The 23,456-nt window shown below is 70.8% G+C and carries 17 protein-coding genes; 8 read left to right on the plus strand and 9 right to left on the minus strand.

All coding sequences use genetic code 11. The features are described 5' to 3' along the window. Positions 1-69 precede the first annotated feature (69 nt). Both MB828_RS37520 and MB828_RS37525 read right to left on the minus strand, forming a co-directional pair. On the minus strand, positions 70-3,063 hold the full coding sequence (locus tag MB828_RS37520; protein ID WP_301652069.1) for a bifunctional [glutamine synthetase] adenylyltransferase/[glutamine synthetase]-adenylyl-L-tyrosine phosphorylase: 2,994 nt from the start codon (positions 3,061-3,063) through the stop codon (positions 70-72). Positions 3,064-3,103: 40 nt separating this feature from the next. Then, positions 3,104-4,030: a DUF72 domain-containing protein gene (locus tag MB828_RS37525; protein WP_301652070.1), complete on the minus strand. Its 927-nt coding sequence runs from the start codon at positions 4,028-4,030 to the stop codon at positions 3,104-3,106. A 162-nt stretch (positions 4,031-4,192) separates the two neighbouring features. Here MB828_RS37525 and MB828_RS37530 point away from each other — a divergent pair, with 162 nt between their 5' ends. The 4 genes from MB828_RS37530 to MB828_RS37545 all read left to right on the plus strand — a co-directional run bounded on the left by MB828_RS37530 (position 4,193) and on the right by MB828_RS37545 (position 10,585). Continuing rightward, positions 4,193-5,065 (plus strand): alkaline phosphatase family protein, encoded by an 873-nt coding sequence (locus MB828_RS37530; protein ID WP_301652071.1) that lies wholly within the window; start codon positions 4,193-4,195, stop codon positions 5,063-5,065. 1 nt (position 5,066) lies between these two features. Next, positions 5,067-6,530 (plus strand): MFS transporter, encoded by a 1,464-nt coding sequence (locus MB828_RS37535; protein WP_301652072.1) that lies wholly within the window; start codon positions 5,067-5,069, stop codon positions 6,528-6,530. Next, on the plus strand, positions 6,527-7,546 hold the full coding sequence (locus MB828_RS37540; protein ID WP_301652073.1) for a TolB family protein: 1,020 nt from the start codon (positions 6,527-6,529) through the stop codon (positions 7,544-7,546). Before MB828_RS37535 ends, MB828_RS37540 begins: the two co-directional genes overlap by 4 nt. Before the next feature lie 375 nt (positions 7,547-7,921). Next, on the plus strand, positions 7,922-10,585 hold the full coding sequence (locus MB828_RS37545; protein ID WP_301652074.1) for a hypothetical protein: 2,664 nt from the start codon (positions 7,922-7,924) through the stop codon (positions 10,583-10,585). A 139-nt stretch (positions 10,586-10,724) separates the two neighbouring features. Here MB828_RS37545 and glnA read toward each other — a convergent pair whose 3' ends face one another. Both glnA and MB828_RS37555 read right to left on the minus strand, forming a co-directional pair. Then, positions 10,725-12,086: a type I glutamate--ammonia ligase gene (gene glnA, locus MB828_RS37550; RefSeq protein WP_046733615.1), complete on the minus strand. Its 1,362-nt coding sequence runs from the start codon at positions 12,084-12,086 to the stop codon at positions 10,725-10,727. Positions 12,087-12,110: 24 nt separating this feature from the next. Beyond that, positions 12,111-12,233, minus strand: coding sequence for a hypothetical protein (locus tag MB828_RS37555; protein WP_301652075.1), 123 nt, complete (start codon positions 12,231-12,233; stop codon positions 12,111-12,113). Positions 12,234-12,415: 182 nt separating this feature from the next. On the opposite strand from MB828_RS37555, the gene MB828_RS37560 reads away from it, so the two are divergent. Beyond that, positions 12,416-13,603: a globin domain-containing protein gene (locus MB828_RS37560; RefSeq protein ID WP_301652076.1), complete on the plus strand. Its 1,188-nt coding sequence runs from the start codon at positions 12,416-12,418 to the stop codon at positions 13,601-13,603. A 52-nt stretch (positions 13,604-13,655) separates the two neighbouring features. Here the strand turns inward: MB828_RS37560 and MB828_RS37565 are convergent, their stop codons facing one another. Then, entirely contained in the window at positions 13,656-14,108 is a 453-nt protein-coding gene (locus MB828_RS37565; protein WP_301652077.1) for an RrF2 family transcriptional regulator, read from the minus strand. Positions 14,109-14,277: 169 nt separating this feature from the next. Between MB828_RS37565 and MB828_RS37570 the strand changes: the two genes are divergently transcribed. The 3 genes from MB828_RS37570 (at position 14,278) to MB828_RS37580 (ending at position 17,833) form a co-directional block, all read left to right on the plus strand. After that, positions 14,278-14,955 carry a DUF3105 domain-containing protein gene (locus MB828_RS37570; protein WP_133022280.1) on the plus strand — a complete coding sequence of 226 codons (678 nt, stop codon included), beginning with the start codon at positions 14,278-14,280 and terminating at the stop codon, positions 14,953-14,955. Between the two features lies 1 nt (position 14,956). Next, on the plus strand, positions 14,957-15,586 hold the full coding sequence (locus MB828_RS37575) for a DUF305 domain-containing protein (protein ID WP_301652078.1): 630 nt from the start codon (positions 14,957-14,959) through the stop codon (positions 15,584-15,586). 285 nt (positions 15,587-15,871) lie between these two features. Further along, a complete protein-coding gene (locus tag MB828_RS37580) occupies positions 15,872-17,833 on the plus strand; it encodes a S53 family peptidase (RefSeq protein ID WP_301652079.1) in 1,962 nt (653 codons plus the stop codon). A gap of 72 nt (positions 17,834-17,905) precedes the next feature. Here MB828_RS37580 and MB828_RS37585 read toward each other — a convergent pair whose 3' ends face one another. The 4 genes from MB828_RS37585 to MB828_RS37600 all read right to left on the minus strand — a co-directional run bounded on the left by MB828_RS37585 (position 17,906) and on the right by MB828_RS37600 (position 23,455). Continuing rightward, positions 17,906-18,430: a hypothetical protein gene (locus tag MB828_RS37585; RefSeq protein ID WP_301652080.1), complete on the minus strand. Its 525-nt coding sequence runs from the start codon at positions 18,428-18,430 to the stop codon at positions 17,906-17,908. 25 nt (positions 18,431-18,455) lie between these two features. Further along, the gene (locus MB828_RS37590; RefSeq protein WP_301652081.1) at positions 18,456-20,870 is read right to left on the minus strand and encodes a DNRLRE domain-containing protein; all 2,415 of its coding nucleotides are present in this window, start codon (positions 20,868-20,870) and stop codon (positions 18,456-18,458) included. 460 nt (positions 20,871-21,330) lie between these two features. Next, positions 21,331-22,404, minus strand: a complete 1,074-nt coding sequence (locus MB828_RS37595) for a carbohydrate kinase family protein (protein WP_301652082.1) — start codon at positions 22,402-22,404, stop codon at positions 21,331-21,333. After that, entirely contained in the window at positions 22,397-23,455 is a 1,059-nt protein-coding gene (locus MB828_RS37600) for a LacI family DNA-binding transcriptional regulator (protein ID WP_301652083.1), read from the minus strand. The genes MB828_RS37595 and MB828_RS37600 overlap by 8 nt, the downstream gene beginning before the upstream one ends. Between the last annotated feature and the right edge of the window lies 1 nt (position 23,456).

Here is a 23,456-nt window from a genome sequence, read left to right on the forward strand (position 1 = left end):
GCGCGGGGAACTGCGCGAGCAACCCCCACGCACCCGCACCCGAAAGCCCCACCCGAAAGCAGCTACTCCCTAGGCGCCGTAGAAAAGCTCCTCGACAACCGCCCGAGCCCGGCGCGCGGTCCGCCGGTACGCGTCCAGCATGTCCCCGGCATGCCCGTCCCCGTACCCCAGGTACCGCCCGACCGCGGCCAGCTCCCGGCTCTCGGAGGGAAACGTGTCGCCGGCCCGCCCCCGCACCAGCATCACGGCGTTCCGCACCCGCGTCGCCAGCACCCACGCCTCGTCGAGTGTCCCGGCCTCCTCGTCGCCCAGCAGCCCCGCTGCGGCCGCCGCGGCCAGCGCCTCCCGGGTCCGGGTGGTGCGCAGCCCCGGCTCGGCCCACCCGTGCCGCAGCTGTAGCAGCTGCACGGTCCACTCGACGTCCGACAGGCCGCCCGGCCCGAGCTTGGTGTGCAGCTTGGGGTCGGCCCCGCGCGGCAGCCGCTCGGACTCCATCCGGGCCTTCAGCCGCCGGATCTCGCGTACCGCGTCCTCGCCCAGCCCCTCCGCCGGATACCGGAGCGGGTCGATCAGCTCGATGAAACGGCGCCCCAGCTCCGCTTCCCCGGCGACCGGTTCGGCGCGCAGCAGGGCCTGCGACTCCCACACCAGCGACCAGCGCCGGTAGTACGCCTCGTAGGACTTGAGCGTGCGCACCAGCGGCCCTGACTTGCCCTCGGGGCGCAGATCGGCGTCGATGAGCAACGGCGGGTCGGCGCTGGGCACCTGGAGCAGCCGGCGCATCTCGGCGACGACCTTGTTGGCCGCGTCGGCGGCCTCCCGTTCGTCCACGCCGTCCTGCGGTTCGTGTACGAAGACGACGTCCGCGTCCGAGCCGTAGCCGAGTTCGTGGCCCCCGAAGCGGCCCATGCCGATCATCGCGAACCGGGTGGGCAGGGTGTCGCCCCAGCCGTCGCGGACGACCGCGCGCAGGGTGCCGGCCAGGGTCGCCGCGGTCAGGTCGGAGACGGCGGCGCCGACCCGGTCCACCAGGGCGCCCTGGTCGGCCTCGGCGGGCTTGGTCTCGGTGCCGTAGGAGTCCACGATGTCGGCGGCGGCGGTGCGGAACAGCTCACGGCGGCGCACACCGCGCGCGGCCCGCACCCCGTCCTCGGCTGTGTCGGCGCGGCCGGCGGCGGCCAGGATCTCCTGCTCCAGCGGGCCGCGGCCCCGCGGCTCCAGGCCGCCTCCGTCGCCGTCGCCGAGCAGGGCCACCGCCTCGGGGGCGCGCATCAGCAGGTCGGGGGCGAGGCGGCCGGCGGACAGCACCCGGGCCAGGTTCTCGGCGGCGGCACCCTCGTCCCTCAACAGCCGCAGGTACCAGGGGGTTTTACCGAGGGCGTCGGACACCTTGCGGAAGTTCAGCAGGCCCGCGTCCGGGTCGGCGGAGTCGGCGAACCAGCCCAGCAGCACGGGCAGCAGGGTGCGTTGGATGGCGGCCTTGCGGGTGACACCGGAGGCGAGGGCCTCCAGGTGGCGCAGCGCGGCGGCCGGATCGGTGTAGCCGAGGGCCTCAAGACGTTCCCGGGCCGCCTCGGCGCTCAACCTGGTCTCACCGGGGGCGAGTTGGGCGACGGCGTCGAGCAGCGGCCGGTAGAAGAGCTTCTCGTGCAGGCGTCGTACGACTCCCGCGTGCCGCTTCCACTCGCGGGTCAGCTCGGTCACCGGCTCGGTGCGCAGGCCGAGCGAGCGGCCGAGGCGGCGCAGGTCGGCCTCGTCCTCGGGGACCAGGTGGGTGCGGCGCAGCCGGTAGAGCTGGATGCGGTGCTCCATGGAACGCAGGAAGCGGTAGGCGTCGTCGAGCTGGACGGCGTCGGCGCGGCCCACGTAGCCGCCGGCGGCCAGGGCCTGGAGCGCGTCCAGGGTGGTGCCGGAGCGCAGCGAGGCGTCGGCCCGCCCGTGCACCAACTGGAGCAGCTGCACAGCGAATTCGACGTCCCGCAGGCCGCCGGGACCGAGCTTCAGCTCGCGGTCGATCTCGGCGGCCGGGATATTCTCGACGACCCGGCGGCGCATCTTCTGCACGTCGGCGACGAAGTTGTCGCGCTCGGCCGCCTTCCAGACCAGGGGTTCCAGCGCGGCGACGTACTCGGCGCCCAGGTCGAGGTCGCCCGCGACCGGGCGGGCCTTGAGCAGGGCCTGGAACTCCCAGGTCTTGGCCCAGCGCTGGTAGTAGGCGAGGTGGCTGCTGAGGGTGCGGACGAGGGGTCCGTTGCGGCCCTCGGGGCGGAGGTTGGCGTCGACGGGCCAGATGGAGCCCTCCACCGTCGTCTCCGAGCAGATCCGCATCATGTGCGAGGCGAGTCTGGTGGCGGACCGGAGCGCCTTGGCCTCGTCGGCGCCCTCGGCGGCCTCGCCGACGAAGATGACGTCGACGTCGGAGACGTAGTTCAGCTCGTGACCGCCGCACTTGCCCATGGCGATCACCGCGAGCCGGCAGGCGGCGGCGTCGCCGGGCTCGGCGGCCTCGGCGAGCGCGAGGGCGGCGCGCAGGGTGGCGGTGGCGAGGTCGGCGAGCTCGGCGGCGGTCTCGGCGACGTCGATGGTGCCGCAGACGTCGCGGGCGGCGATGGACAGCAGGCAGCGCCGGTAGGCGACCCGGAGGGAGACGGGGTCGGTGGCCTCGGCGAGTCCGCGCTCGAACTCGGCCACGCCCGGGTGCAGGTCCCGGGGCTCGTAGGTGACCAGGGCCTCCCAGTCGCGCGGGTGCCGGGCGAGGTGGTCGGCGAGGGCGGCGGAGGCGCCGAGGACGCCCAGCAGGCGGTCCCGGAGCGGCTTGGCGGCTATCAGCGTGTCGAGCAGCTCGCGGCGGGCGGTGGGGCCCGGCTGGGCCTCCAGGAGCCGTACCAGGCCGTGCAGGGCGAGGTCGGGGTCGGCGGTGGCGCCCAGGGCTTCGAGGAGCACCGGGTCGTCGCGTACGCCGGCCAGCTCGGCGCTGTCCAGCAGCCGCTCGGCGGCCGAGGCATCGGTGAAGCCGTGCCGCAGCAGCCGCGTGAAGGTACTGCTCCTGCGCCCCGGCGTCATCTGCGGCCTCCCCTGGGATCACGGACCTGGCCAGACGAGCCTAACCGGAGCGGCCGGGACCGGCCTCGGCCGTGCGGCCGGCGGGACGCGGCGGCTGCCCGGCGGACGGGGCGCGCAGCTGGTGCGGCAGGTGGGCCGCCAGCAGTTCCGACATGGTCCGTGCCGCCCGGACGGCGCTGTCCGCGCAGCAGTTGTTGAACAGGACATGGACCTCTTCGGCCTGTTCGGCCAGGGTGCGCACGCACGGCAGCCACTCCGTGAGCTCGGCGGCGGTGTAGGCGTGGCGGAAGCGGTCCTCCTTGGTGCCGGTGCCCCAGTGGGGGCTGCGTCCGTGGAAGCGGACGACCGCCAGCCGGGAGGTGGTGACCTGGGCCGTCGGAGGGAGGGAGCCGGGCAGGCCGCGGGCGGTGTCCACGGCCACGGCGGTGGCGTCCAGGTCCCGGAGGAACGCCGTCGTACGCGCGCTCCGCCACCACGCGGGGTCGCGGAACTCCACGGCGAACGGCCAGTCGCGGGCGCGTTCCCTGGCGGTCCTGACGAAGGCCTCCGCTTCGGGGCCGGGGGTCAGCGAGGGCGGGTACTGGAAGAGGAGGGTGCCCAGGCGGCCGGAGTCGCGCAGGGGGCCGACGGCCTCCGCGTAGCGGGTCCACACCTCCTGGCGCAGGCCCTCGTCGCGGGGGTGGCCGCGCAGGTCGGCGGGGAGGGCTGCCGGGCGCGTGGGGTGGCCGGTGAGAAGGGAGAACGCCTTGACGTCGAAGCGGAAGCCGGCCGGGGTGCGGTCCGCCCAGAGCCGGGTGGTGCGGGCGGAAGGGAGGGCGTAGTAGGAGGAGTCGGCCTCGACGACGGGGAACCGGCCGGCGTAGTGCCGCAGCCGGCCTTCCGGGTCGCGCCGGCCGGGCGGGTACCAGCCGCTCGCCACCAGGGCGCGGTCGGTCCAGCCACAGGTGCCCACGAGGATGCGTGCCATGGCGGCGCAAGTACCCGCCGTTCACCGGCTCTTCACCCATGGGGGCAGATTCCGTGAGCCATGGGAGTCTTGGCGTGTGCATGCTCTGTCCGCACCGCCAGCCCTTCTTCTCCGTCCTCTCCCCCGGAGGTTGATGTGTCCGGCAGTTCCGCACGTCCTGGGATGCTGCGCCGAGCCCGTACGGCGGTGGCCTCGGCCACCGCCTTCACCGCGGCCGCGGTCGGCCTGTGGACCGGGCTCGGCGGCGCCTCCGCGCACGCCGCGAGTGCCGTACCGGCCCCCGACCACGTGATCGTCGTGGTCTTCGAGAACCACGCCTACAGCCAGGTCATCGGCTCCTCCAGCGCCCCGTACATCAACTCGCTGGTCTCCGGCGGCGCCAACCTGACCCAGATGTACGCGGAGACCCACCCGAGCCAGCCCAACTACTACGCCCTGTTCTCCGGCTCCACCCAGGGCATCACCGACGACAGCTGCGTCACGCCCGGCTTCTCCTCGGCCGCCAACCTGGCCTCCGAGCAGCTCGCCGCCGGCCGCACCTGGGCCAGCTACAACGAGACCCTGCCCAGCCAGGGCTCGACCACGTGCAGCAGCGGCAAGTACGCGCAGAAGCACAACCCGTGGTTCGGCTTCAGCAACGTACCGACGTCGACCGCGAAGACGTTCGCCCAGTTCCCGACCGACTACTCCACCCTCCCCCAGCTCTCCTTCGTCACCCCCAACCTGTGCAGCGACATGCACGACTGCTCGGTGTCGACCGGTGACACCTGGCTGAAGAACAACCTGGGCGCGTACGCGACCTGGGCCAAGACCCACAACAGCCTGCTCGTCGTCACCATGGACGAGGACAACCGCCTGGCCGGCAACCGCATCCCGACCGTCCTGTACGGCCAGCCGGTGACGGCGGGCTCGACCTCCGCCACCACCTACGACCACTACGACCTGCTGCGCACCCTGGAGGACAGCCAGGGCCTGAGCGCGCACGCGGGCAACGCGGCGTCCTCCTCCGACATCACCGGGATCTGGGCGTCCTGACGTGTACGTAGCGGACAGCCGCGCGAGCGACCCGACGGCGTCCGTGGAAGGTACCGCCCGGCCCACGACGGCCGGGCGGTACCGCTCCACGATCGCCCCCACCGTCCTCGCCCTCGGCACGGTCAGCCTGATCACGGACGTGTCCTCCGAGATGGTCACGGCCGTCCTGCCGCTGTACCTGGTGGCGGGCCTCGGCCTGTCTCCGCTGGGCTTCGGCCTCCTCGACGGCGTCTACAACGGCTTCTCGGCCGTCGTACGCCTGGTCGGGGGCCACCTCGCCGACCGCGGCGGCGGCCGCCACAAGTGGGTGGCGGGCGCGGGCTACGCGCTCTCCGCCCTCTGCAAACCGCTCCTGCTGGTCGCCCACACCCTCACCCCCATCGGCCTGGTCCTGGCGGCGGACCGCACCGGCAAGGGTCTGCGCACGGCGCCCCGGGACGCCCTGATCTCACTCTCCAGCACCCCGGAGACCCGGGGCCGCGCCTTCGGCGTGCACCGCGCGATGGACACGGCGGGCGCCCTGCTCGGCCCCCTGGCCGCGTTCCTCATCCTGCGGGCGACGGTGGACGGCTACGACGCCGTCTTCACGGTCAGCTTCTGCGTGGCGACCATCGGCGTACTGGTCCTGGCACTGTTCGTACCGGGCGACGTGGGCGGGCGCAGGCCGGCGGAGTCGGTGCGGGACGGCAGGCAGGGGACGGCCGCGGCGAGGCGGGCGCCGGACGGAACGCACGGGACCGGTACGGCGGGACCGGTGGCGGACGGAACGCACGAGACCGGTACGGCCGGGTCGGTGGCGGGCGGGACGCACGGGGCCGGCTCGGTGGGACCGGGGCCGGGTGAGGCGCACGGGGCCGGTGCGGCCGGGGCGCGGGCTGGTGTGGGGGCGGCGGTCGGGTTGCTGGGGCGGCGTGACCTGCGGCGGATCTGTGTCTGTGCCCTGCTCCTCGGCCTCGCCACGGTGAGCGACTCGTTCGTGTACCTGCTGCTGCAACGGCGGCTCGGCGTGCCCGACCGCTGGTTCGCCCTGCTCCCGCTCGGCACGGCGGCCGCGTTCCTCCTCCTGGCCGTCCCCCTCGGCCGGCTGGCGGACCACTGGGGCCGCTGGCGGGTGTTCCTCGCGGGCCACGCGGCCCTGCTGCTCGCCTACATCCTGCTGCTCACGTCCTGGCACGGCACGGCACTGCCCTACGCGGTCCTCGCCCTGCACGGCACGTTCTACGCGGCGACCGACGGCGTCCTGATGGCGGTCGCGTCGGACAGCGTCCCCCAGGAGCTGCGTTCCTCGGGCCTGGCGCTGGTCCAGACGGGCCAGGCGGGCGCGCGTTTCGCCTGCTCACTCGCGTTCGGCGCGGCATGGACGCTGTGGGGCGACCGTACCGCGCTGCTGCTGTCGACGGTCGCGCTCGCCGTGTGCGCCGGGTACGCCCTCACCCTCCGCCCCTTCCGAGAGGCAGCCGTATGACCCTGAGGTCCCGCATCCTGATCCTCGCGTCCGCCCTGGCCGTGCTCGGGGCGGTGGCCCTGGCCTCCGTCCTGCACGCGTCGGCGCGGGCGGAACGCCGCGACCACACGCAGGCGGGGGCCGCGAAGGTCACCCCCGGCACGGTGACGCTCACCGCGCCCGGCCGCATGATCTTCCGCAACATGGCGTGGGGTCCGCACCGCGACGAACTGACCTCGACCCCGTCCTCGGCGCCCGCCGGCCCCCGTACCGCCTCCGGCGTCAAGTGCCTGCGCTTCTACGCCGCGTCCGGCACCGGCGTGTGCCTCCAGGCCGTGCACGGCCCGGTCTCGGACACGTACCGGGCCCTGATCCTGGACGCGCGGCTGCGCACCGAGGCCCGCTACGACGTCCCGGGGATCCCGTCCCGGGCCCGGGTCTCCCCGACCGGCCACTACGCGGCCTGGACGGCGTTCGTGGGCGGCGACTCGTACGCGGGCACGAACTTCTCCACCCGCACGGCGATCGTCGACACCCGCACGGGCGAGCTGATCCCGACCCTGGAGTCCTTCCGCATCCTCAAGGACGGCCGTTCCTACCACTCCGCGGACGTCAACTTCTGGGGCGTGACGTTCGCGTCGGACGACACCACCTTCTACGCGACGCTGGCCACGAAGGGCTCGACCTACCTGGTCCGCGGCAACCTGCGCACCCGCACGGTCACCACCCTGCACGCGAACGTCGAATGCCCGTCCCTCTCCCCCGACGGCACCCGCGTCGCCTACAAGAAGCGAGTGCGGGGCCTGCCGAAGGACGCCCCCTGGCACCTGTACGTCCTGGACCTGGGCACGATGCGCGAGACCCCGCTCGCCGAGTCCCGCAGCGTCGACGACCAGGCGGTCTGGAAGAACGACGGCACACTCGTCTACGCCCTCCCGGGCGACTACGGCGCGGACCTGTACGAGATCCCGTCGGACGGCACGGGGAGACCACGACGCATCAGCGTCTCGGCGGTGTCCCCGGCGTACAGCGGGTGACGCGAAGGCCAGGAGCCGTCAAGACGGAACCGGAACCCACCTGAAACCGGGCGAGCCTTCCCACTCGCAAGATCGACTCCGCGGCGCGGCAAACCGCCATCGATGGAGTCGTGCAGTTCAGCCACCTTCAGGCCCCCTCCGGGGCCACACTGTTGCGACGGCATGCGACACAGGGGGGCATGTGCTGAAACGTCCACGTTCTGCGTCGGGGACTCTGCGCGATCCGAAAGTCCTTCTGTACGAGGCGTACCTCGTGGTGGGCCATCCGAGCCTCACTGAGATCGTCAAGGAGTGCGCAGAGGTGGACGACGAAGACCGCGCGGGCCCGGACGAAGCAGACCTGGCCGCACGCACACGGGATCTCTGGCTCAAGGCATGACCGGCCGACCGATAACTGACTTCACCGACCCCTTCGCCCTGGAAGTGCACCAGGCCATCGATCCACCAGCGAAAGACGCGCGACACCTGCCGCTGCTGCCCACGTATGTGGAACGGGCCCACGACGGAGTACTGCGCGCGGCTGCACGGGAAGCCGCTGCCGGCAGCAGCAAGATGGTGGTGCTCGTCGGTGACTCGTCCACGGGCAAGACGAGGGCGTGCTGGGAAGCGCTTCGGTCTCTTCCCGCCACGTGGCGGCTTTGGCACCCCATCGACCCGACACGTCCTCAAGCCGCGCTTGCCGAACTCGAAAGGGTCGGACCGCGCACCGTGGTCTGGCTGAACGAGTCCCAGCACTACCTGCTCACGCCGAACAGCGACCTGGGGGAACGGATTTCAGCCGGCCTGAGGACCCTGCTGCGCGAGGCGCAGCGTGGGCCCGTGCTGGTCCTGGGCACCGTCTGGCCGGAGTACTGGGAGATTCTGGTCGCTGAACCGGCCGCCGGGACTGCGGACCGGCATGAGCAGGCCAGGAAACTGCTCACCGGACGGGATCTGCACATCCTGACAGAGTTCAACGAAGCAGAACTTCTGTCCGCGCGAACCAAGGCACGCGAGGATCCACGGTTGGGTTACGCCCTGGAACGTGCCGAGGACGGCCAGATCACTCAGTATCTGGCTGGAGCGCCGGCCCTTCTCGAACGCTACCGAACGGCGACACGGCCCACGCGAGCCGTCATCGAAGCAGCCATGGATGCCCGCCGCGTGGGCCATGGCGTCTCCCTTCCGCTCGCGCTCCTGGATGCGGCAGCCGAGGGATACATTCCCGGGGCCCAATGGGACCTGCTCCGGGATGACTGGCTGGAGAGCGTACTCATCAACACCAATCGCCCGCTACGAGGCACACGTGGTCCACTGACACGCATACGCGACCACACGGGTGCCGTAGCCCCGGCACAAGCCCGCTACCGCCTGGCCGACTACCTCGAGCAGCACGCCCGCACCCACCGGCGCACGGTTCGCCTGCCGGCTTCGCTGTGGAACGCCTTGCTCGACCACGGGTCCTCGGCAGACCGCATTCGCCTGGCCCAGGCCGCTCAGTCCCGGGGCCTCCTGCATGTCGCCGGGCAGTTCTACGAGAAAGCCGCAGCCGACGGCAGTCCTCATGCGGCCCAGCACATGGGAGATCTGCTTGCCAGGGCCGAGCGCGACGAAGAAGCCAAGAACTGGTACCTGTACGCTGCCGGGCTCTGTGACGGACAAGCCGTTCCCCGGTGGAAGGGCGAGTTGCTGCTGCTCGCGGGCCGCTGGAAGGAAGCGGTCCAATGGTACGAGCGCGCGGTCAGGGAGGACCCTGACTGGGACGACGAGGAAGACCTCGCTCCTGTCGGACTCCGTCTCTGGCGCGCGGGATTTCCTGAGCCTGCCCTGTCCTGGATCCAGCGCGGCGCCGAGGCGGGTGACCGTGAGGCGTGGAGGTACGCGGCCGAACTGCTGCACGAGGAAGGTCGCTACGACGAGGAAATCAGCTGGTCGAAAAAAGCCGTGGAACGCGGGCATTTCCACTTCGTGGACCATGTGGTTCGCCTCCTCGAAGACGAGGGGCGCTCTGACGAGGCACTCACTTGGATTTCGAGCCAAGTAGCGGCTGGTGTGGACCACGCCTATCCGCACGCGGTCCGCCTGGCACACGGCGACCAGGCCAAGGAGCAAGCCCTGGCCCTCCTCCGAGAAAGAGCAACGGCAGGCGATGTACGGGCTTGGGGGCCAGTCGCCGAACTGCTTGGCGAAACCGGCCGGCACTCCGAGTCACTGGAAGCGTACCTACGGGCCGCCGAATCCGGGGATCGTGAGGCACAAAGGACGGTCGTCGCAATTCTCACCAGGTCGGGCCGGGTGGCCGAGGCAGTGTCCTGGCTGCGAGGAAGGGCAGAGGCCGGCGATCGTGAAGCACCCCAGTACGTGGGCGACCTGCTGATGAAACAAGGTCGCGAGCGCGAGGCTCTGGATGTGTGGTATCAGCGTGCGGCAGACGTCGAATACATCAGCCTCAGAAATTCATACCACGGGGCCGTGAACGCCTTGTTGCGGGCCGGGCGCCCAGATGACGCAGTGACCTGGTTACGGGTTCGCGCCGAGAAGGGTCACGAAAAGGCCTTTGCACAGCTGGTGAGGCTGTTGGAGCAGCTCGGCCGGGCAGACGAGGCGATCAGCCGTCTCCGGGTCAGAGCGGACGCGGGCGACAAGAGTTCCTCGTACGGACTCTCCGCACTACTGGGGAGACTGGGACGACTGGAGGAGCGAGTTGATGTGTGCCAGGAATTCGAGAACATCAGTACTTACGATCTGGCGGGCTCGCTGGCTGCGGCGGACAGGACGGAAGAGGCGCTCACCCTCTACGAAGCCATGCTTCCGCATTCTCTGGGCATAAGGGGGACGGCCGCAAGAATGCTCGCGGCAGCCCACGGTACTGACGCGGCAGTCGACTGGTTGCAACGATGTGGGTACGTCGAGAACGGGGTGCTCGAAGAAGCCGCGAGAATCCTGGCCGCAGCAGATCGAGGGGCCGAAGGCGCAAGCACGGTAAAAAACGGCTGGAGCCCGGATGGATCTCTGGCTGCCCCGTGGTCCATTCCCCCTCCCTCCTCACCAGCTCCATGAGGTTGAGCACGGGGCGAGACTGATTTCCCGGCACCACCTCGGACCCCCCGATCCCGAGTTCGCACCTGCCGCGGGGCCGACGGTCCATGACCGTCGGCCCCGTCCGCTGAATCAGCGGTAAAGCCACTCTCACCTGCGCCTACAGCACCGGCAGGTTCTTGCGCAGTTCGAAGGCGGTGACCTCGCTGCGGTACTCCTCCCACTCCTGGCGCTTGTTGCGCAGGAAGAAGTCGAAGACGTGTTCGCCGAGGGTTTCGGCGACCAGGTCGCTGCCCTCCATGAGGGTCAGGGCCTCGCCGAGGTTCTGCGGGAGCGGTTCGATGCCCATCGCGCGGCGCTCGGCGTTGGAGAGCGCCCAGACGTCGTCCTCGGCGCCCGGCGGGAGCTCGTAGCCCTCCTCGATGCCCTTCAGGCCGGCGGCAAGGAGCAGGGCGTAGGCGAGGTAGGGGTTGGCGCCGGAGTCGATGGAGCGGACCTCCACGCGCGCGGAGCCGGTCTTGCCGGGCTTGTACATCGGGACGCGGACCAGCGCGCTGCGGTTGTTGTGGCCCCAGCAGATGTACGAGGGCGCCTCGCCGCCGGCGCCCGCCGTGCGCTCGGAGCCGCCCCAGATGCGCTTGTACGAGTTCACCCACTGGTTGGTGACCGCGGAGATCTCGGCCGCGTGCTTCAGCAGGCCCGCGATGAAGGACCGGCCCACCTTGGAGAGCTGGAACTCGGCACCGGACTCGTAGAACGCGTTGCGGTCGCCCTCGAAGAGGGAGAGGTGGGTGTGCATGCCGGAGCCGGGGTGCTCGGAGAACGGCTTCGGCATGAACGTCGCCTGCACCCCCTGCTCCAGCGCCACCTGCTTCATGACCAGCCGGAACGTCATGATGTTGTCGGCCGTGGAGAGGGCGTCCGCGTATCGCAGGTCGATCTCCTGCTGGCCCGGCGCGCCCTCGTGGTGGGAGAACTCCACCGAGATGCCCATCGACTCCAGCATGGTGATCGCCTGGCGGCGGAAGTCCATGCCGACGTTGGTCGGGGTGTGGTCGAAGTAGCCCGAGTTGTCGGCCGGGGTGGGCCGGGTGCCGTCCAGCGGGCGGTCCTTGAGCAGGAAGAACTCGATCTCGGGGTGGGTGTAGAAGGTGAAGCCGAGGTCGGAGGTGCGGGCCAGGGCGCGCTTGAGCACGTACCGCGGGTCCGCGAAGGACGGGGAGCCGTCCGGCATCAGGATGTCGCAGAACATCCGGGCCGTGCCGGGAGTCTCCGCGCGCCACGGCAGCACCTGGAAGGTGGACGGGTCCGGCTTGGCGATCATGTCGGACTCGTATACCCGGGCGAAGCCCTCGATCGCGGAGCCGTCGAAACCGATGCCCTCGTCGAAGGCCTGTTCAAGCTCGGCCGGGGCCACGGCGACGGACTTGAGGAAGCCCAGCACGTCCGTGAACCACAGGCGTACGAACCGGATGTCGCGCTCCTCCAAGGTCCGGAGCACGAACTCCTGCTGCTTGTCCATCTTCCGCTTCCCCATCCTTGCTGGTCAGGCCGCCTGGTCCCGGTCCCTCAGGAGGCGGTCGGGCACCTCGGCATCACACCACAACAGCATTTCATGCGCGTTGCGGACCTTGATCGCGTCGGCGTCCTCGGCCTGAACGGCTCCCATACCGCAGGTGTACTGCGCTCCCGCCCATCTTGCCTGCTCGCACCGACATCCGTAATGGCCGGTCCGGATCCCGGGCGTCCGGATCCCGAGTGACCGAGACCACGGACCTTAAATTTGAATCTCAGATGCAAGTTTTAATAGCGTCAGGTGTCCAGCCGTTCGGCGAGCCACAAGGAGCCCCGATGCTGTCCGAGCCGTCCGCCGCCACCGTCCGCGCCACCCTCCCCGCCGTGGGTGCGGCCATCGGCGAGATCACCGAGCGTTTCTACGCCCGGCTCTTCGCCGCCCACCCGGAGCTGCTGCGCGACCTCTTCAACCGTGGCAACCAGGCCGCCGGCACCCAGCGGCAGGCCCTCGCCGGCTCCATCGCCGCGTTCGCCACGCACCTCCTGGACCGCCCCGACCGGCGGCCCGACGCGATGCTGGGGCGCCTCGCCCACAAGCACGCCTCCCTCGGGGTCACCCCCGAGCAGTACGACGTCGTCCACGAACACCTGTTCGCCGCCATCGTGGAGGTGCTGGGCGAGGCCGTCACCCCCGAGGTCGCGGCGGCCTGGGACGAGGTCTACTGGCTGATGGCGAACGCGCTGATCGCGATCGAGAAGCGGCTGTACGAGGAGAGCGGCGACACCGGGTTCCGGCCCTGGGAGGTCGTCGAACGGGTGCCGGAGACGGCCGACGTCGTGACCTTCCGGGTCCGTCCCGCCGACGGCGGCGCGGTGCGCGGTTTCCGCGCCGGACAGTACGTCTCCGTGGGCGTCACGCTCCCCGACGGCGCCCGCCAGATACGCCAGTACAGCCTCTCCGGCGCGCCGGGCGAGTCGGTCCGCCAGTTCAGCGTCAAGCGGGTGGCCGGCGGCGGCACGACGCCCGACGGCGAGGTCTCCGGCCACCTGCACGCGCGCGTGCGGGTGGGTGACGTCCTGGAGCTCTCGGAGCCGTACGGCGACCTGGTCCTCGACGGCACGGCCGGCCGGCCCCTGCTCCTGGCCTCCGCCGGCATCGGCGTCACCCCGATGGTGGCGATGCTCGCCGCGCTCGCGGCCGACGGCCACCGGAACCCGGTCACCGTGGTCCACGGCGACCGCTCCCCCGCCGACCACGCCCTGCGCGCCGACCACATCGCGTACGCGGGGAAGCTGCCGGACACGGCCGTGCACTTCTTCTACGAGCGCGACGCCGAGCCGGGCGGGCGGACCGGCCTGGTCGACCTGACGGACGTCGACGTGGCACCCGGCACGCGCGCGTACCTGTGCGGCCCGCTGCCCTTCATGCGGGCGGTCCGCGCCCAGCTGATCGAGAAGGGCGTGTCCCCGGCCGACATCCACTACGAGGTCTTCGGCCCGGACCTGTGGCTGGCATCAGCCTGAAAACGCCCCGCGGAAGGGCCCCCCGAAAGGGACGCCGGGGGTGCCCCCGCCCCTAGCCGCCAGACGCCCCTGGCCTGCGAGAGATCCCCAGGAGCAGCGGCCCCGTCGGCTCCACCACCATGTCCGCCACCGTCACCGGGTCCAGGGCCGCGTAGAACGCCTCCTGGGCCCGGCGCAGGGCACCCCTGAGGCGGCAGGCGGAGCTCAGCGGGCAGGGGCGGTCACCGCCCTCGCAGTCCACCACGTCCCCCTCGCCCTCGAAGGTCCGCACCAGCGCCCCCACCGAGGCGGTACGGCCCCGCTCCGTGAGCGTGAGCCCGCCGCCCCGGCCGCGGCGGGCGTCGACCAGCCCCAGGTGCTGGAGCTCGGCGACCACCTTCGCGGCGTGCGTGTACGGCACGTCCATGTCGCCGGCGACCTCACGGGTCGTGGGCGTGGTCCCCTCCGCCACGGCGAGCCGCATCAGGAGCCGCAGGGCGAGATCGGTGGAACGCAACAGCCGCATACCGGCCAGCGTAAGTAATACGCATCCGCCGTTCAAATTATCGGTTTCCTGTCGGATCCCGGGACTTTCCGGCTCTTTCCTGTGCCCTACCTACGTCTGGTCCCATCTCCCCCATTACGATCAGCGAGCCCCAACCTCCACGTCCCTTTCCCCCAGAAGGACACACCTCATGGGTTCCGCGAAGAACAAGGCCGGCAACGCCGAACGCAAGGCGCGCATAGAGCAGATGCGGCGCGCCGAGCAGGCGCGCGAGCGACGCAACCGGATCCTGACGATCGGCGCGAGTGTCGTGGTCGTGGCGGGCCTGATCGTCGGCGGTGTGGTGCTCGTCAACTCGCAGTCGGACAAGAGCGACAGCGCGAGCGACGCCAAGGGCGGTTCCTCCGGGGACTCCGGGCACTTCGTCACGGGCAGCGACGGGGTGCGGACCTGGACGGGCAAGCTGGCCCGTACGCATGTGACCGGGACCGTGAAGTACCCGATGCACCCGCCGGTCGGCGGCAACCACAACCCGGTGTGGCTCAACTGCAACGGCAACGTCTACACCAAGGCCGTCAAGGACGAGAACGCCGTGCACGCCCTCGAACACGGTGCGGTCTGGGTGACGTACACCGGCAAGGCGGCCAAGGCCGACGTCGACAAGCTGGCCGCGAAGGTGAAGCAGACGCCGTACTCGCTGATGAGCCCGTACGCGGACCAGACCTCGCCGATCGAACTGTCGGCGTGGGGGCACCAGTTGAGCGTGAAGAGCGCGGACGACCCGAAGGTCGGCAAGTTCTTCGAGACGTACGTGCAGGGCAAGCAGACGCCGGAGCCGGGTGCCTCGTGCACCGGCGGGACGATGTGACGTGAGGAAGCACATCGGCTGGATCGCCGGAACGGCGGCGGTGCTCGTCGCGGCCGGCGCGATCACGTACGCGGTCGCCGAGGACGGCGGCGGCGGCTCCGGCCCGGGCGTCCCGAGCGCCGACGGGGCGGACGCGGGGTTCGCGCGGGACATGGCGGTCCATCACCAGCAGGCCGTGGAGATGTCGTACATCGTCCGCGACCGCACGAAGGACGCGGACGTACGGCGGCTCGCCTACGACATCGCGCAGACGCAGGCCAACCAGCGCGGCATGCTGCTGGGCTGGCTGGACCTGTGGGACCTGCCGAAGGTGTCGGCGAAGCCGCCGATGGCCTGGATGGGCATGGGTGACATGCCCGAGCGCGGGGACGGTTCGCTGATGCCGGGCATGGCGACCGACACGGAGCTGAAGAAGCTGGGGACCCTGAACGGGAAGCAGGCGGAGATCTTCTACCTCCAGCTGATGACGGACCATCACAAGGGCGGGATCCACATGGCCGAGGGCTGTGTGGCCAAGTGCACCGTCGCGGTGGAGAAGAACCTCGCCCAGGGCATGGTGGACGCGCAGCAGTCGGAACTGGCCACGATGAAGCAGATGCTGACGGAGCGGGGCGCGAAGCCGCGCGGCTGAACTGGCGCCCAAGAGCAGGGATTTGTCGACTTAACGGTACCGCAAGCATTCAACAACAATCGCAACCGATCTGTAATGTTCTGCGTGCGGTCGAAAGTCGACCAAAAGCCCCTAATCAAACCGCACTTGGCACTTCCTTGGGCTTTTCATTCCCCTGGCATGAACAGTTCACCGTAAGAGTGACGTTCACCGCGTGATCCATTCACGGGCCGTTCCGCCGCTGGCCTCCCGGTGATCACGCATGACCGACCACTTCATGCGACGAACCGCATAGCAGGGGGCAGTATGAGATCGAACCGTGCCAAGGTGCGGGCCGGCGTGAGCTTGGCAGCGACACTGCCGATGATCGCCGGTGCGCTCGCGCTCGGCATACCCGCGGCGCACGCCGCGGACAACCCGGCCCGTGACACCCTCAAGGGCACCAAGCCCCTCTGGGCCACGGCCAAGGCGGACAAGGGCGCCACCTCGAACAGCGCGCAGGTCAAGGCCCGGGTCTACCTGGCCGGCCAGGACGCCAAGGGCCTCGCGGCATACGCGAAGGCGGTGTCCGACCCCAGCTCGCCGCTCTACGGCAAGTACCTGAGCGCCAAGCAGGTCCAGGCCCGCTACGGTGCCACCACGGCCCAGGTGAAGGCCGTCAAGTCCTGGCTGACCGGCTCCGGCCTGAAGGTCACCGAGGTCACCGAGCACTACATCGGCATCTCCGGCGACGTGTCCGCCGTCGAGCGTGCCTTCGGTACCCAGCTGCACAACTACGCCAAGGGCTCGAAGACGTACCACGCCCCGGCGCAGACCGCGTCGGTGCCGGCCGCCGTCAGCTCCGCGGTCCTGACCGTCACCGGCCTGGACAACGCGCCGCACAAGGCGACCCACGACGACACGCTGCCGCCTCCCGGCGCCGTGTTCAAGAACTCCGGGCCGTTCTCCTCGTACTACGGCTCGAACACCGCGAGCACCCTGCCGGACGCGTACGGCAGCAAGATCCCGTACGCCATCAAGGGCTACACGGGCAAGCAGCTGCGGGCCGCCTACGGCGCCGGCAAGTACACCGGCAAGCACGTGCGCGTCGCCATCACGGACGCGTACGCCTCGCCGACCATCGCCTTCGACGCGGGCACCTACGCCAAGGCGCACGGCGACGCCGCGTGGAAGACGAGCCAGCTGCACCAGGTGCTGCCCTCGAACTACACGTACACCGGCGCCGACGAGTGCGACGCCTCCGGCTGGTACGGCGAGGAGACCCTCGACGTCGAGGCCGTGCACGCGGTCGCGCCGGACGCCGACGTGACCTACGTGGGCGCCGCGTCCTGCCTGGACAACGACCTGCTGGACTCGCTCAGCAAGATCGTCGACAACCACCTGGCCGACATCGTCTCCAACTCCTGGGGCGACATCGAGGCCAACCAGACCCCGGACCTCGCGGCCGCCTACGACCAGGTCTTCCAGCTGGGCGCGGTGCAGGGCATCGGCTTCTACTTCTCCTCCGGCGACAACGGCGACGAGGTCGCCAAGACGAAGACGAAGCAGGTCGACACCCCGGCCAACTCCGCCTGGGTGACCGCGGTCGGCGGTACCTCCCTCGCCGTCGGCAAGGGCGACAAGTACCTGTGGGAGACCGGCTGGGGCACCGAGAAGGCCTCGCTGTCGGCCGACGGCAAGAGCTGGACCGGCTTCCCCGGCCCGTTCACCTCGGGCGCGGGCGGCGGCACCAGCAAGACGGTGAACGAGCCGTACTACCAGAAGGGCGTCGTCCCGGACTCCCTCGCGAAGGCCAACAGCAGCACCGGCAACCGCGTGGTCCCGGACATCTCGGCGATCGCCGACCCGAACACCGGCTTCCTGGTGGGCCAGACCCAGACCCAGGCGGACGGCACCGAGGCGTACAGCGAGTACCGCATCGGCGGCACCTCGCTGGCCGCGCCGGTCATCGCCGCGGTCCAGGCGCTGGCGCAGGAGGCGAACGGCGGCAAGGCGATCGGTTTCGCCAACCCGCTGATCTACTCCAAGTACGGGACGACGGTGTACCACGACGTCACGGACAAGCCGACCGGCAAGGACCTCGCGGTCGCCCGCGTCGACTTCGCCAACGGCTACGACGCCACCGACGGCCTGCTGACCTCGGTCCGCAGCCTCGGCAAGGACAGCTCCCTGTCCGCGGTCAAGGGCTACGACGACGTCACCGGCGTCGGCACCCCGGCCAACGGCTACGTCGACTCGTACAAGCCGCAGGCACACCGCAAGCACTGACGCGGTGATCCGCTGAACACAGGGGCGTGGGGTCCTGACGGACCTCACGCCCCTTCGTGTTGCGCCTGCTTGTCAGAAGTCCTGATACGCGACCCGCCGGCCCGACGCGTCCAGGGGTTCGGGCGAGATCGACCTGCCGTCGGCCGGGAGCGGCCAGTCCTTCGGGATGATCTGGATCCAGTAGCGCCCCGCGGGCAGTTGCTTGCCGGCCGGGAACGGCCTGGTCGGCAGGATCTCCTTGGTCGCCACCCGGATCTGTGTGGCGCGCGAGGGCAGGGGACCGTAGTTGACGTTGCTGTCACCGGGCCCCGGGCCGCTGGCGTAGTAGCCCGATGACGGGTTCTTCTGGTCGAAGCCGCAAGCTCCCGCGCTCGCCACCCCCGAGGCCGTCGGGTCACCGGGCCCGTCGACCTCCATGCACAGCTGCCCGCCCTGCTGCCAGGCGTACACCGACCAGGACTTGCCCTGGTAGACGCCGCCGGCCAGCAGGACATGCGGGGTCGGCGTCGGCCGGGAGTGCCCGGAGCAACCGGCCGTCAGCAGGACGACGGCCGCGACCGCCACCGCGCGCGGTCGGGCGGCCCTGGATGCGTTCACGTCCGCTCCTTCTCTCTCCGGGATTTCAGAACTTGGTGTGGGGAGACACGATCCACACGTGCAGGTTGGGGTGGCCGGAGGCCCAGGTCTTCTGGCTGCCTTCCTTCAGCAGCGGTTCGTTGTGCCGGGTGTTGGAGTGCTGGTCGATGTAGAGGTTGCCACCGTGGTTCTTCACGACGACCCCGGTGTGGGAGATCCCGGAGAACGAGCCGCCCGACCAGTTTGCGAAGATCAGATCGCCCGGGGAGGCGTCCAGGGCGTAGCTGTAGAAGTACGAGCCTTCGATGTTCTGGAAGTTCGCCTGGTGGTAGGCGCCGGCCCAGGAATAGCTGGTGGTGGCACCGAAGAGGCCGTGCGACTGGAACCAGTAGTGGTCGTCGGAGTGGTGCGCGGGCGGAACGCTCGGCGTGTTCTCGTTCAGCTTGCCGCCGTAGTGGAGGGCGCGGGAGGCGAAGTCGGTGCAGTCGTCGGAGAACCCGTTGTACGTGCCGTCGTACCACTTGTTCGCCCAGGCGACGACGCCGGAGAGGTTGGCCCAGTGACCGCCTGACGCGCTGACCGTCTCGGTGCCGGCGGTGAAGTATCCGGTGCTGGAGTCGGTGGCCAGAGCGGACGGTGTGCCGGCGGGCGTTCCGTCGAGGGAGGCTGAGTAGGCGGTGATCTCGGAGGCGGCGGTCACCGGCTTGACGAGGGCGTCGGCGTCGGCCGCCTGGGAGATCTGCGGCACGGTGCCGGTGACGCTGAAGGAGTACGCGTCCTGGTCGATCGCCTCGCCGGGGGTGGTGTCCGTGGTGCCGTTCTTGGTGTCGACGGTGGTGAAGGTCTCGTCGGCGGTCGTGTAGACGGTCACCATGCTGCCGTCCGCCGAGAGGGCGGCGAGGGAGTTGGACAGGGTCGTGGTGTCGCTGGTCTCCGACTCGCTGTTCGCCGACTCCGCGGTGTGCACCCCGACGTCGGCCGCTGACTCGTAGCCGAGCCAGGTGGACACGTAGGTGGAGTAGGAGTCCGAGGCCAGTGCGGCGGTGGACGTGCTGTAGGTGCCCTTCTCCAGTCCGTCGCGGGCGTTCAGCATCTGGCTGACCGCCTGGACGTACTGCGTGGGCCCGCCCGGTACCGCCTCGGGGCTGACACCTGTGGCACTGGCCGCCGGTCCGGTGCCCACCGGGTTGGTGGCGGTGACCTTGACGGTGTAGCTCGTCCCGTCGGTCAGGCCGGTCAGCAGGGCCTCGGTGGTGGTGGACGTGGTCGTCGTGGCCACGGTGCTGCCGGCGGCGTTGACCGCGCTGACGGTGTACGAGGATATGCCGTCACCGGGGTCGTCGTTGTCGGTGGCGTGCTCCCCCTCGACGTAGCCGGTCGAGGCCGGTTCGGCCCAGGCCACGAGGACACCGCCGTCACCGGCGGTCGTCGTCAGCGAGGTGGGGGCGCTCGGCACGGCGGGCGGGGTGTACGTCACCTTGATCGACGCGGCCCCGGAGGCCGCGGTCGGACCGGCGTAGCCGACCCCGGAGGTCGCGGTCGTCTCGTCCGACGCCGACAGCAGAATGCCGTCGTCGGCGACGTCGCCGTCGGCCCACTCGGCGACCAGCGTGGTGATGTCGTAGGTTCCGGCCGCCTCGGCGCCGCTCGCGGTGAGCGTGGTGCTGACCGCGGCGAGCGACTTGCCGTCGGTCCGCGTGGTCACGTCGTCCTGTGCCAGGCCGATGTTCAGGGTGTCGCCGGCACAGCCGTTGAGGCAGGCGGTGGACTTCAGGTTGAGGGTGGCGCTGTCGATGGTGGATCCGGTGGGGATGGCCGACAGGTCCGGCTTGAGGGCCGAGACCCAGTGCGAGGCGCCGTCGCCGCCGACGTCCAGTGTGGCGGGGTTCTGGGACAACGGGCACGGCGAGCCGGAGCACGCGGTGGGGTCGCTCTTCGCCGTCTCGGCGGTCAGCGACGAGCCGGTGATCGTCACCGCGTCGGGCCCCGTTGTCGTGCCAGGCGAAGACGTCGAGGTGGTGGGGGTGAAACTGATCGGGCTGCTGCTGGAGTGGACGCAGGCCGAGATCGACGCCGTGACCCACCACTTGTACGTCGTCCCGACGCTCAGCGCGCCTGCGGGCACCTGGTAGGTCAGGCGCTGGCCCGACAGGACGGAGCCGGTGGCCATCGGCGTGCCGGCCACCGCGTTGCCCGCACTGTCGGTGACGAACAGCGAGCCGCTGATGCTGCCGACGCCGTTGTAGGTCTCAAGGAGTACCGACAGCACCGGGGTCGTGGTGGTGGAGCTCGCGGCCTCCGGCTCCACCACGATCGGTGACTGGTCGGTCGTACCGCCGGGACAGCTGACGGCCTCGGCACGGCCGGGAGCCACCAGGACCCCCACCAGCAGGGCGAACAACAGCAGGACGGCGCGCGACACTTGGGTCGCGGGTCTCAGACGTTCGGTGATACGCGACATGACTTCCCCGCTCGGTGATCAATGGCGAACGGGGGGGTCGGATCATCCGCACGGCGGATGGTGACCTCGACAGCACAACTCAGAAGTGTCCGGCTTGCCCCGGCTCTCGACGACTGCCCCCGTACGAACTGCTGCGGGGCCACGAGGGCAAGTTGTCAGTGCCCCGTCAACCACCGCGCCCCGACCGTATCCGCAGAAGATCTTCACGCACAGGACCGATGCGCCGTGATGACCATTCGGCGACCGTTCCTTTTCCGCTGCGTTGCGCCTACTTGAGAAACGATCCGGCGACGCCGGGCCGGCTCCGCCACACGGGCCGGCTGAAGGCGTGGCACCTGGCGTCCATCTGGCAGTGACCGGTCCCTCCGGCGGGGTGTGGCCGGGTGCTCCGGGCACCTGGCGACACCCCTGATCGGGAGGGCTCACGTCCGTCACGGTCAGCTCCCGGCCGGTGTCCCGGTCAGCTTCCGGGCGGCTGCGTCGGCCGCGGCGCCGAACCGTCCGTGGGCGTGCCGCGGGTGTCGTCCGGGAACGTCAGGTCTGTCGCCTCCAGGGGGGACTGGGCGGGCGACGTGGGGCGGGGCAGGGCGGTGGGCGGGTCGGCGCCCAGGCGTTCGCAGGTCAGCGCGGAGACGAGGATCGCGTCGTCCACGGCGACCGCGAGTGCGCCCGGGCCGGCCGCGGCCAGCGCCCGCGGGCTGTGCAGTCCGTGCCGGGTCAGCGCGCCGAGCAGCCCCGCGGTGAACGCGTCCCCCGCGCCGACGGTGTCCACCACCGCCGCCTTCCGTCCGGGACGGCTCAGGCTCCCCGCGCCGGCGTGGAAGACATGGGCGCCGTCGGGGCCGTCGGTGATGACGACGAGGAGCGCGCCGAGCTCCAGCCAGCGGGCGGCGGTCTTCTCGATCGGCGTGTCCGGGTAGAGCCACTCGACGTCCTCGCGGCTGGCCTTGACGAGGTGGGCGGTGCCGACGCTCCGTTCGACGGCCTGCCTGCCGCGTTCGGGGTCGCCGAGGAGTGCGGGGCGGATGTTGGGGTCGTAGCTGATCAGCGCCGTGCCCTCGGCGCGCAGGCGTCGGGCCACGGTGTGGATGTGCCGGTCGGCCGGAGACGTCCAGGAGGCGACCGAACCGAAGTGCAGCACGGCCGTGTCCCGGGGGACGAGGGCGGTCTCCGCCTCGCTCCACTGCCAGTCCGCGGTGCCCTCCAGGTAGAAGTCGTAACTCGCCCGGCCCTCCGCGTCCATGGAGACCACGGCGAGCGTGGTGGGTTCGGCGGCCGCCGGGGCGCGGGTCAGGTCGACACCCTCGGCCGCGGCGTGCGCGCGCAGCAGCCGGCCGAAGGTGTTGTCGGCCAGCCGTGCCATGAGCGCGGTGCGGTGGCCGAGCCGGGCGAGGCCGATGGCGACGTTGAAGGGGCTGCCGCCGGGCCGGGCCCGGTAGTCGCCGGGGGCGTCGAGCTGGACCAGATCGATGAGGGCTTCACCGATCACGGTCACGACCGGGGGCTGCGCTGCCGGTCGTACGGCTTCAGTCATGGCGGGGTCCTTCGGCTGGGATCTCGCCGGAGCCCCGCTCGATCAGCCGGGTCGGCACGGTGACGGTGCGGGTGGGCGACTCGTCGCCGTCCAGACGGTGGAAGAGCATCTCGGCGGCGGTCCTGCCCACCTCCTCGACGTTCTGGGCGATGACGGAGACGCCCGGGTTGAGGATGTCGGCCAAGGGGAAGTCGTCGAAGCCCACCTGGGCGACGGTGTCCTGAAGCCCGAGGGCGCGCAGGGCCCGCAGGGCACCTATGGTGACCAGGTTCTGGCTGGTGAACAGCGCCGTGGGCGGATCCGGCAGCTCCAGCAGCTCCTTGGTGGCGGCGACGGCGGCCTCCTCGCTGGCCGGCCCGTGCCGCACGATCTCGTCGTCGTAGGTGAGGTGCGCGACCTCCAGCGCGTGCCGGTAGCCGTCGAAGCGCTGGGCGGCGGTCGGGATGGAGGCGCGGTCGCCGAGGTAGGCGATCCGGCGGTGACCGGCCTCGAGCAGGTGGTTGACGGCGGTGACGGCGCCCTGCCGGTTGTCGGAGACGACCGCGTCCGCGTCCAGGAGACCGGCCTCGCGGTCGACGAAGACCATGCGGGTGCCGGAGCGCTGTTCGCTGATCAGGTAGCTCTGGTCGCGTCCCGCCGGGACGATGACCAGCCCGTCCACCCGGCGGTCCACGAGCGCCTGGGCCAGCTCCCGTTCGCGTGCCGGGTCCTCGTCCACGCTGCCGACCAGCACCAGGACTCCGCGTTCCCGGGCCACGTTCTCCACGGTCCGGGTCAGGGCGGCCGAGAAGGGGTTCGCGGCGTCCTCGACGAGCATGCCGATGGTGGCGGTACGACCGTCGCCGCGGCGCAGACTGCTCGCGGTGAGGTTGGGACGGTAGCCCAGTTGGTCGGCTGCCTCGCGGACCCTGGCGACGATCGCGGGATCGACGGTGGGGACGCCGTTGAACACGCGCGAGACCGTCTTGATGGCGACTCCGGCCAGCGCCGCGACCTCACGCATGGTGGGGCGGCTGCGGGTGGACCGGGGCGGCGCTTCGCCCTGAGTCATC

It is taken from the genome of Streptomyces arenae, assembly GCF_022343545.1.
Classification (GTDB): domain Bacteria; phylum Actinomycetota; class Actinomycetes; order Streptomycetales; family Streptomycetaceae; genus Streptomyces; species Streptomyces humi.